The following is a 10,249-nucleotide window of genomic DNA, read 5'->3' as shown; positions in this document are numbered from 1 at the left end:
TCAGCGCCGTGTTGTACGAAGGCCAGTTCCTGGTCTTGTACTTCGTAGGTGACCAACTGCTCATGACAGCCAGCTATCACGCTGGATTCAAACAGTGAATCCCTCAGCCAATTTGTGCAACAAAGCCACTCGGCACTCTTATACTTCTTGATGAAGTGAGGAACCGACCTTAATAAACGAGCACCATCGCCATTCTCTGAAAATGCAATCTTTTTGGGTTTTCGCGTCTTGTGCTGAGTGATCGAATAGATGTGAAGACCGATCGAGTTATCCACACTCTTTTCTCCATATTTTCTAAAAAAACCGACACTTTAGTCGGGCGGAAGTTTGCCATCGGTTGCGAGGATGTCGATAGGGATTGCGCCTTTCACCGTCTTTCAAAACTATTGCACTCAAACAGACATAGAGCGACGACGAGCAAACATGCCGGAAGCGTTTTTAACATCCTAATTGGCAGCATTTATAGGGCGCAGAAAGCAGATAAGGCAAGTTCAACCTTTCCGGTCGCCGGATGTGGCGAAGAAAGTCTACTTCGGGATAGTCCCCAGACTCTTCAAAGGTTGCTATCTGCGCTTAGCTGACCTCGGTGCAGACCGCAGCAAACGTCCGCCCCCCGCCCAATGCGGACGGTGATCAAGGGCGCAGCTCGCGTCTGCTTCAGACTGAAACCACCACGCCCGTCATCAAACCAGCTCTCCCCCCATCCCCACGTCAATCTCCGAAACAAGGTTGGCACCGCGCGGCGGGGCAGGGCTCAGCCGTCCGGCCGCCAGGGCAGGGGGTGCGGTGCTTTCCACCTAGCGATCCGGCGCGAGGCCCCGGGGCGGGTTGGGCGCCGTGCCGGTGCTGTGCGCCTCAGCCAGCAAAGCCGATCTTGTAGAGGTGGATCTCGTGCGCCGGGTGTTTCTCGGCGTTCACCAGCCGGCCGTTGTGGTGGCTGTAAAGCGCGCGCCAGTAGGGCTGGATGATCACGCCCTCGTCGCGCAGCAGGGTTTCGATTCGGGCCATGACGGTGCGGCGGGTGTCGGCATCCGAGATCGACATCGCCTGATCCAGCAGCGCGTCGAAGTCGGCATTGGCGAACCCGGTCTCGTTCCAGGCCGCGCCGGTGCGATAGCCCAGCGCCAGCGCCTGCACGTCCAGCGGGCGGTGATTCCACTGCGTGGCCGAGAACGGGTAGGTCAGCCAGTTGTCCCAGAACACCTGCCCGGGCAGGATGGTGCGACGGCATTTCAGCCCCGCATCGCGCAGCAGCGCCGCCACCGCATCGCCGGTGTTGCGCTGCCATTCGTCATCGACGGTGACGAGTTCGTGCTCGAATTCCGCCAGCCCCAGCGCCTGCATTTCCGCCAGCGCGCGGGCGGGGGCGTATTCGGCGGGGCCGATATCGGCATAGGCCGGGTGGATCGGGCTGACATGGTGGTTGGCGGCGACGGTGCCGCGCCCGTCATAGCCCAGTTCCAGGCAGATGGCGTTGTCGACCGCCAGCGCCAGCGCCCGGCGCGCGCGCGCCTCGGCATAGGGTGTGCGGCCGTCCACCTCGGCCTGCTGGTGGCCACGGATGACGGTGGTGGCGGCGGTTTCGGTGCGCGTGCGGGTCCAGCCCAGCCCGTCCATCACCTCGACAAAACTGCCGACGGTTTCATACAGCAGGTCGACCTCGTCCGCCTCGGCTGCGGCGACCCAATTGGCCGGGTCTGTGCCGTAGTCGAGGAATTCGACCCGGTCCAGCCACGGCCCGCCCAGCACCTCGGTGCCCCACCAGCGATGGTCGGGGTGGCGTTCCAGCACGCATCGCGTGCCGGGGATCAGCTCGACCGGGCGGAAGGGGCCGGTGCCGATGCCGTTTTCGAACGGGTCGCCGCCATCATAGCTTTCATGGGTGATCGCCGCCGGATAGTCGGAAAAATTGGCGATGATGGCGATGTCGGGCGACGATAGCGACAGATCGAGCGTCTGCGCATCGACCACCGTCACCGCGCCTGCGCGCTGCTGCCCGGTGTCCGGGTCGATCAGCCCCGCCAGCCGGCTGGCCATCGAGTTGCCGGGCGCCTGCGCGTCGCACCAGTGCGCGATGTTGCGCGCCACGTCCTGCGCGGTAAAGGCGGCGCCGTTGTTCCAGCGCACGCCACGGCGCAGGTGCAGCCGATAGCGGGTGGCGTCGTCGTTGACCTCCCAGCTTTCCAGCAGCATGCCCTGAAAGATGCCGTTGCCCTGGTATTCCACCAGGTATTCCAGGAATCCCCGGGTCTGGTTTCCCAGCTCGCTCCAGTCAAAGCTGCGCGGGTCCTTCAGCGGGCGCACCGTCTGCTGGATGCGCAGCGTTCCGCCCGGTGCGATCTGGGCCGCGCTGGCCGGGCGTGGCAGGCTCAGCCCCCCCAGCGCCAGCGCGGCGGATGCGCTCAGCCCCAGGCCGGTGACGCGGGCCAGGAATTCGCGCCGCCCGATCAGCCCGCCTTGCAGCTCGCGCGCCAGGCCCGGCACGGCCGGGTGCAACCGGTTGGCGGGTCGAGCGGCGGAAAAATCGCTGGGCATCGGGTCACCTCGGGCGCACTGGCACGGCAATCCCCCGATTACACACCAGCCTTGCGGTGAATATCAAGCGCCGCGGGACATCCGGTGCGAGGGCGCAGTCGCCGTGGCCCGGGCCTTGCGCAGGGCCGTGGGCGTCATCCCGGTATGTTGCAGCACGAAGCGCGAGAAATAGGCGGCGCTGCGAAAGCCCAGCATCGCGGCGATGCGGTTGGCGGGGTTATTGGTGGTTTCCAGCAGGTCGCGCGCGGCGTGCACGATGCGCCGGATCAGCAGTTCTGACGCGGTCATGCCGGCGCTGATGCGGCAGGCGCGGGTCAGGTGGGTGGGTGTCACCCCCAGCGTGCGGGCGTATTCGGCCATCGGCTTGCCGGTGGTGAAGTCACGCTCGACCAGCGCGGCATAGGCCATCACCAGCCGCTGCGCGGCGCTGAATTCCGGCGGGTCCTCGGGCTGGTCGATGATTGCGCGGCGCAGCCACACCGTCAGCAGGGTGGCGTGGGCGTTCATCGCCTCATCCGAGAAATCGCGCGCGCCCGCCTGTTCGCGCTGCATCGCCTCCATGATGCCGGTCAGTTCGGCCTGGGCCAGCACGTCACGGATGCGCAGCAGCGTGGGCTGGTCGGGCATCAGCAGCGGCCCGCCGGCAGGAATGGTGCAGACGGTGCCAAAGCCCTGCTTGCCCATCTCCAGCGCGAACAGCGTGCCGGCCGGAACGCACAGCGCAGTATGCACCCCCAGTCCGCGCAGCACCCCCTCGACCAGGCAGCGGCCCTGGCCACGGGTGATCCAGATCAGCGCATGATGCGGGTGCGAATGCGGCAGTTCCGCCCGCCACGATCCGGCGCCCGTCCACTGGGCGATGCTCATGATTCTGGGGTGTTTGTCCAAGGCTGTCACTGGCCCCGCCTTTCGCGCGCGTTATCGGCTTTGCAACAGTTTTCCCCAGTTTGACGCGGATTCAAAGGAAAAAATGTCGTAAATCCTATATGTCGCAGGCGGGCACCTGCTGCCAGTCTCGCATCCGGGCGCGAAACCAGGTGCGCTGGCGCTTGGCATAGCGCCGTGTGGCGATGATGGCGCTGTCGCGCGCGGCGTCAAGGCTCTGCTCGCCCTTCAGATGCGCGATCAGTTCCGCCGCCCCGATCGCCTTGGCCGAGGGCAGGGTGGGCGACCAGTGGGCCAGGTTGGCGCGGGCCTCCTCCAGCGCGCCGGCGGCCAGCATGGCGTCGAAGCGTTGTTCGATGCGCGGGTTCAGCCACTCTTTCGGCGCGTCGATCAACAGCCGGCTGCAGGCATCGGGCGCCAGGATCGGCGGCGGGGTGTCGTCGTGCCACTGGGCCAGCCCGCGCCCGGTGGCCTGGCCCACCTCCCACGCGCGCAGCACGCGGGCGGGGTTATCGGTGTCGATGCGCGCGCGCGTCTGCGCGTCCAGCCCGTCGAGCAGCGCCGCCAGCCCCGCCTTGGCATAAAGCAGCGCCGCCCGGGCGCGGATTTCGGGCGGAATCGGCGGGATATCCGCCAGCCCCTCGGTCAGCGCCGTGAAATAGAGCCCCGTTCCCCCGATGATCACCGCGCGTTCCGGCGCATCTAGCAGCGGCGCCACCTCGCGCAGCCAGTGGCCTACGGAATAGGGCTCATCCCCCGCCACATGGCCATAAAGGCGATGCGGCACGCGCGTCTCGTCGGCGACCGTGGGGCGCGCCGTCAGCACCCGCCAGTTGGCATAGACCTGGATGGCGTCGGCATTGACGACGATGCCGCCACGGGCCTCGGCAATGCGCATCGCCAGGGCCGACTTGCCACAGGCGGTCGGACCGGCGATCAGCACCGGACGGTCGTCGGGAATGTCAGGCAGGGTCGTCATCTGGGGCGATATCCCGGACAGGGCGGGTTTTCTGTCATTGAACCCGTGCCGCTTTTGCGACATTTTGCCCGCGATTGCCAGACCGGCGCCAGAGAAAGCGATTGTCCATGCCCGAGACCGAGCTCCCCAAGCCGACATTCCGCCGCGTTCTGCTGAAGATTTCGGGCGAGGCGCTGATGGGGGACCAGGGATTCGGGCTGCATCCGCCCACGGTCGAACGCATCGCGAAAGAGGTCAAATCGGTCAGTGACCTGGGCGTCGAGGTCTGCATGGTCATCGGCGGCGGCAACATCTTTCGCGGTCTGCAGGGCTCTGCCCAGGGGATGGAGCGGACGACCGCAGACTACATGGGCATGCTGGCCACGGTGATGAACGCGCTGGCGATGCAAAGTTCGCTCGAGGAACTGGGCGTCTTTTGCCGGGTGATTTCAGCCATCCGCATGGACGAAGTGGCCGAACCCTATATTCGCCGCCGCGCGGTGCGCCACCTCGAGAAAAAGCGCGTCTGCATCTTTGCCGCCGGCACCGGCAACCCCTATTTCACCACCGATACCGCCGCCACCCTGCGCGCCAGCGAGATGGCCTGCGAGGCGATCTTCAAGGGCACCAAGGTCGATGGCGTCTATGACAAGGACCCGGTGCAACACGCGGACGCCAAGCGCTATGACGACATCACCTATGACGAGGTGCTGGCCAGGCACCTGAAGGTGATGGACGCGTCAGCCATCGCGCTGGCACGCGACAACAGCCTGCCGATCATCGTGTTTTCTCTCGATGAGCCGGGCGGCTTTCGCAGTATTCTGGCCGGACAGGGCACCTATACAACCGTGCACGCCTGAGGCTAAACAGGAACACCACGAACGACCCGCAGAAGGAACACCACGATGGCGGACGAATTCGAGCTGGATACCAAGGATCTGGAACGCCGGATGGACGGGGCGATGGCCGCGTTGCGGACGGAATTCGCGTCGCTCAGGACCGGGCGCGCCTCGGCCTCGATCCTGGAGCCGGTCATGGTCGATGCCTATGGCCAGATGACGCCGATCAACCAGGTTGGCACCGTCAACGTGCCCGAATCGCGCATGGTGACGATCAATGTCTGGGACAAGTCGCTGGTCGGCAAGGTGGAAAAGGCGATCCGCGAATCGGGCCTGGGGATCAATCCCCAGCTTAACGGCACCATCATCATGCTGCCGATCCCCGAGTTGAACGAGGAACGCCGCCGCGAACTGACCAAGGTCGCGTCGCAATACGCCGAACACGCCCGCGTCGCCATCCGTAACGTGCGCCGCGACGGCATGGACCAGATCAAGAAGGCCAAGGCCGACGGCATGTCCGAGGACGACCAGAAATTCTGGGAAACCGAGGTGCAGGAGATGACCGACCGTCATATCGCTTTGGTGGACGAAGCGCTGGAACACAAGCAAGCCGAGATCATGCAGGTCTGATATGCCCGACGGTAGCGACAAGCGCCCCCCCACGACCCGCCCCGGGCCGCGCCATGTCGCGATCATCATGGATGGCAACGGCCGCTGGGCGCAGGCCCGTGGCCGCCCGCGCCTGTTCGGCCATCACGCCGGGGCGCGGCGGGTGCGCGAGATCGTCACCGCCTGTCCCGATCTTGGGGTCGAGTATCTGACGATCTTCGCCTTCTCGACCGAGAACTGGCGCCGCACCCAGACCGAGGTGGCGGGGCTGATGAACCTGTTTCGCCGCTATATCCTCAAGGAAATGCAGGAATTCGTCAAAAACGATGTCCGCGTGCGCTTTATCGGCGACCGGGTGCGCCTGGATGCCAAGCTGCGCAGCCTGATGGACGAGACCGAGGCGCTGACCAGCCATTGCAGCGGCACCAACCTTACCGTGGCGGTCAATTACGGCGGTCGCGACGAGGTGGCGCGCGCCACCAAACGGCTGGCCGAAGATGTCGCCGCCGGGCGCTTGATGCCTGAAAGCGTTGATGAAGAGACCCTGCCAAGATACCTGGATACCTGCGTTCTGCCCGACCCCGACCTGGTGATCCGCACCAGTGGCGAGGCGCGGATTTCAAATTTCCTGCTGTGGCAGTCGGCCTATGCGGAATACGAATTCATCGACACGCTCTGGCCCGATTTCACCAGCGAGATATTCACCGGCCTGATCCGGGGCTATGGCAGCCGCGAACGCCGCTTCGGGGCTGTAACGGCATGAGCGGCGCCGCCCGCTGGCATGACCTGGCCCCGCGCGTGGCCTCGGGCGTGGCGCTGGCCGCCGGGGGCGCGCTGATCCTGTGGCTGGGGGGCTGGGTCTTTGCCCTGGCCGCCTGCGCAATCTGCGGCATCATGGTGTGGGAGGCCTCGCGCATGTTCGACGCCCCCGCGCCGGTGCAGGATGGCGCGCTGGCCGCCGTGGCCATGTTTCTGGCGGTGGTGCTGCCGGGGCTGTTTGTGCTGCCGCTGCTGGCGGTCTCGGCGCTGGTCGCGGCTGCGCGGGCAGGGCGCGACAAGGGGCTTTGCCTGGGCTTTCACCTGGGGCTGCTGCTGTGCGTGCTGGCGCTGATCGTGCTGCGTAACGACGCGGGCCTTGCCGTGGCGTTGTGGCTGGTGGCGGTGGTCGTGGCCACCGATGTGGCAGGCTACTTTGCCGGGCGCGCCCTGGGCGGGCCGAAATTCTGGCCCGCGATCAGCCCGAAAAAGACCTGGTCCGGCACCGTTGCCGGCTGGGTGGCGGCGGCGGCGGTGGGCGCCGCGTTCGCCGCGCCCACCGGGGCCGGGATGGTGCTTGTGCCGGTTTCGGTGCTGGTGGCTTTTGCCGGGCAGATGGGCGACATTGCCGAAAGCGCGGTCAAGCGCCGCGCCGGGGTCAAGGACAGCTCGGCCCTGCTGCCGGGGCATGGCGGGCTGCTCGACCGGTTCGACGCGCTGATGGGCGCGGCGGCGGCGGCGGTGTTGCTGTGGTCGCTGGGCGCGATGTCGTCGGGGGCATGACGGGACAGATGAAACGCATTTCCATTCTCGGCGCAACCGGCTCGATCGGGCAGAGCACCATTGATTTGGTGCGGCGCGACCGCGAAGGCTTTGACGTGGTGGCGCTGACCGGCGGGCGCAACATCGCCCGCCTGGCGGCGGATGCGCGCGAACTGGGCGCGGCGCTGGCCGTCACTGCCCATGATGAATTGCTGGACGATCTGCGAGCTGCGCTGGCCGGCAGCGGGGTCGAGGCCGCCGCCGGGGCAACCGCGCTGAACGAGGCGGCGGCGCGGCCTGCCGACTGGGTGATGTCGGCCATCGTCGGCGCGGCCGGGCTGGCGCCCGGGCTGGCGGCGCTGGGGCAGGGGGCGACGCTGGCACTGGCCAACAAGGAAACGCTGGTCGCCGCCGGGCCTTTGGTGATGGCGGCAGCGCGCGACAGCGGTGCGCAGGTGCTGCCCGTCGACAGCGAGCATTCGGCGATTTTCCAGGCGCTCAGGGGCGAAGACCCGGACACCGTCGAGCGGGTGGTGATCACCGCCAGCGGCGGCGCCTTCCGCGACTGGCCGCTGGAACGGCTGGCCACCGCCACCCCGGCCGAGGCTGCGACGCACCCCAACTGGGACATGGGCCAGCGGATCACCATCGACAGCGCGTCGATGTTCAACAAGGCGCTCGAGGTGATCGAGGCAAAGGAATTCTTTGGCATTCACCCGGACCGGATAGAGGTGCTGGTGCACCCCGAATCGCTGGTGCATGCGCTGGTGGGGTTTCGTGACGGCGCCATGATCGCCCATGTCGGCCCGCCCGACATGCGCCACGCCATCGGCCACGCCATGTACTGGCCCCGCCGGAGCGATCTGCCGGTTGCGCGGCTTGACTTGGCACAGGTCGGGCAGCTCAGCTTTCACGCGCCCGACCCGCGGCGCTATCCGGCGCTGGGCCTTGCGCGCCAGGTGATGGCCGAGGGCGGGCTGGCCGGCGCGATCTTCAACGCCGCCAAGGAACGGGCGCTGGATCATTTCATCGCTAGACATCTGGGATTTTGCCATATGTCCGAAGTGGTGGAAGATGTACTGGCCCGAGAGATGCCCGCCACGCGCCCAAATGCTGCCGGGTTCAGCCTTGACGACGTGTTCGAGGCGGATCGCCGCGCGCGCCTGTGCGCCGATGCGGTGGTGCAGGAAAGAATAGAATAGGAGCAGGTTTTGGATTCTCTGGCTTTCATTCCCCAGTTCGGCGGGCTTTTCATGACGCTGCTGGCCTTTGTCGTTGCGCTGTCGGTCATCGTCGCGGTGCACGAATACGGCCATTACATCGTCGGCCGCTGGAGCGGGATAAAGGCGGATGTGTTCTCGCTGGGGTTCGGGCCGGTGCTGTGGGCGCGCACCGACCGGCACGGCACCCGCTGGCAGATCGCGGCGCTGCCATTCGGCGGTTATGTCAAGTTCATGGGGGACGAGAACGCCGCCAGCGGCACCCCCGGGGAAAGCTATCGCCAGCTTTCGCCTGAGGAACGGCGCCACACCATGCTGGGCGCGCCGCTCTGGGCGCGCACGCTGACGGTGGCGGCGGGGCCGGTGTTCAACTTCGTGCTGTCGGTGCTGGTCTTTGCCGCTGTCATGATGACGCAGGGCAAGGTGGCAGAGCCGCTGACGGTGGGGGCGCTCAAACCCCTGCCGGTCGAGGGCATCACCCTGGAACCCGGTGACGAACTGATCAGTGTCGCCGGGCACGAGGTGCCGTCGCGCGATGATGCCGACGGCGACGCGTTCGAGGCCTTTCTCGACGCGATGCCGCCCCTGGCGCTGCTGGATTACGAGGTGCGCCGCGACGGCGAGGTGCTGACCGTCCGCGGCCCGCAGCCGATGCCGCCGCTGGTCGAACAGCTGGCGCCTAAATCGGCCGCCTATGACATCGACATGCGCTCGGGCGATGTGATCGTTGCGATCGATGGCGAATCGGTGGTGGCGTTTTCGCAGCTCAAGGACAAGGTCGAGGGGTCGAACGGTCGGCCACTGCAGCTGACGGTCTGGCGCAAGGGCGAGTTGATCGACTTTGTCCTGGCCCCGCGCCGGGTGGACGAACCGCAGCAAGAGGGCGGTTTCGAGACCCAGTGGCGCATCGGAATCGTCGGCGGGTTGGCATTCGAACCCGCGACCGAGGCGCTGGGCCCGGTGGCGGCGCTGTCGAATGGCGTCGCGCAGGTGTGGCAGGTGATCGTCGGCTCGATCTCGGGCCTGTATCACATGATCACCGGGGCGATCAGCAGCTGCAACATGTCCGGGCCAATCGGCATCGCCGAGGTGTCGGGCGCCATGGCCAGCCAGGGGGCGAGCAGCTTTATCTGGTTCATTGCCGTGCTGTCGACGGCGGTGGGGCTGTTGAACCTGTTCCCCATCCCGGTGCTGGATGGCGGCCACCTGGTGTTTTACGCTTATGAGGCGGTTGTTGGTCGCCCGCCCAGCGAAGGCGCGCTGCGGGTGATGATGGCGGCGGGGCTGGCGCTGGTGCTGGGGGTGATGATCTTTGCGCTGGGCAACGACCTGTTCTGCCCCTGATTGTGCCCGCGCGGCACGAGTCGCCATCATGTTGCCGTATTCGCGCCCCGATTCCTGTCACATTGCATTGGCATTCTGTCGGTGAACAACGGACGTAATAGGTCTGACCATGCAACAGATTGTCAGAGGATATCGCGGTCTCAGCCTGCTCTGGGACGTCAACTGGGACCGGATACTATATCTGGCCACCATCGCCTTTGCGCTGATGGCCGGGGCTTTTATCGGCTCTGTCCTGCTGGCGCCCTGATCGCGGCCTGACCTGCGCGGCTATTCGCGCCTGAATTCACCTGCCGAATCACCGTGCCCGCGCGTTCCCGGAACGGTGCGCCTTCCCCGGTTCA

The 10,249-nt window shown here is 66.2% G+C and carries 11 protein-coding genes; 7 read left to right on the top strand and 4 right to left on the bottom strand.

Annotated elements, in window-relative coordinates; translation table 11 throughout:
• From DL899_RS19715 to miaA, 4 genes are all read right to left on the bottom strand, one after another.
• The coding region (locus DL899_RS19715) for a hypothetical protein (protein WP_204355338.1) at positions 1-275 on the bottom strand (275 nt) is incomplete at its 3' end.
• A 580-nt stretch (positions 276-855) separates the two neighbouring features.
• Entirely contained in the window at positions 856-2,535 is a 1,680-nt protein-coding gene (locus DL899_RS16745; RefSeq protein ID WP_111735498.1) for an ABC transporter substrate-binding protein, read from the bottom strand.
• Between the two features lie 63 nt (positions 2,536-2,598).
• Positions 2,599-3,402 (bottom strand): helix-turn-helix domain-containing protein, encoded by an 804-nt coding sequence (locus DL899_RS16740; protein WP_111735497.1) that lies wholly within the window; start codon positions 3,400-3,402, stop codon positions 2,599-2,601.
• A gap of 115 nt (positions 3,403-3,517) precedes the next feature.
• A complete protein-coding gene (gene miaA, locus DL899_RS16735; RefSeq protein WP_111735504.1) occupies positions 3,518-4,399 on the bottom strand; it encodes a tRNA (adenosine(37)-N6)-dimethylallyltransferase MiaA in 882 nt (293 codons plus the stop codon).
• A gap of 107 nt (positions 4,400-4,506) precedes the next feature.
• Between miaA and pyrH the strand changes: the two genes are divergently transcribed.
• From pyrH to DL899_RS19710, 7 genes are all read left to right on the top strand, one after another.
• Positions 4,507-5,238 (top strand): UMP kinase, encoded by a 732-nt coding sequence (gene pyrH / locus DL899_RS16730; RefSeq protein WP_111735496.1) that lies wholly within the window; start codon positions 4,507-4,509, stop codon positions 5,236-5,238.
• A gap of 45 nt (positions 5,239-5,283) precedes the next feature.
• Positions 5,284-5,847 (top strand): ribosome recycling factor, encoded by a 564-nt coding sequence (gene frr / locus DL899_RS16725; protein ID WP_111735495.1) that lies wholly within the window; start codon positions 5,284-5,286, stop codon positions 5,845-5,847.
• Between the two features lies 1 nt (position 5,848).
• Entirely contained in the window at positions 5,849-6,589 is a 741-nt protein-coding gene (uppS, locus tag DL899_RS16720) for a polyprenyl diphosphate synthase (RefSeq protein WP_111735494.1), read from the top strand.
• Positions 6,586-7,365 carry a phosphatidate cytidylyltransferase gene (locus DL899_RS16715; protein WP_111735493.1) on the top strand — a complete coding sequence of 260 codons (780 nt, stop codon included), beginning with the start codon at positions 6,586-6,588 and terminating at the stop codon, positions 7,363-7,365. Before uppS ends, DL899_RS16715 begins: the two co-directional genes overlap by 4 nt.
• An 8-nt stretch (positions 7,366-7,373) precedes the next feature.
• On the top strand, positions 7,374-8,546 hold the full coding sequence (gene dxr, locus DL899_RS16710; protein WP_111735492.1) for a 1-deoxy-D-xylulose-5-phosphate reductoisomerase: 1,173 nt from the start codon (positions 7,374-7,376) through the stop codon (positions 8,544-8,546).
• A 9-nt stretch (positions 8,547-8,555) separates the two neighbouring features.
• Positions 8,556-9,908, top strand: coding sequence for an RIP metalloprotease RseP (gene rseP / locus DL899_RS16705; RefSeq protein WP_111735491.1), 1,353 nt, complete (start codon positions 8,556-8,558; stop codon positions 9,906-9,908).
• Between the two features lie 109 nt (positions 9,909-10,017).
• On the top strand, positions 10,018-10,155 hold the full coding sequence (locus DL899_RS19710; RefSeq protein ID WP_204355337.1) for a hypothetical protein: 138 nt from the start codon (positions 10,018-10,020) through the stop codon (positions 10,153-10,155).
• The last annotated feature ends 94 nt before the right edge of the window (positions 10,156-10,249 follow it).

Source organism: Roseovarius amoyensis (assembly GCF_003260265.1).
GTDB classification, from domain to species: Bacteria; Pseudomonadota; Alphaproteobacteria; order Rhodobacterales; family Rhodobacteraceae; genus Roseovarius; species Roseovarius amoyensis.
This window is presented reverse-complemented; position numbering and strand designations above follow the sequence as displayed.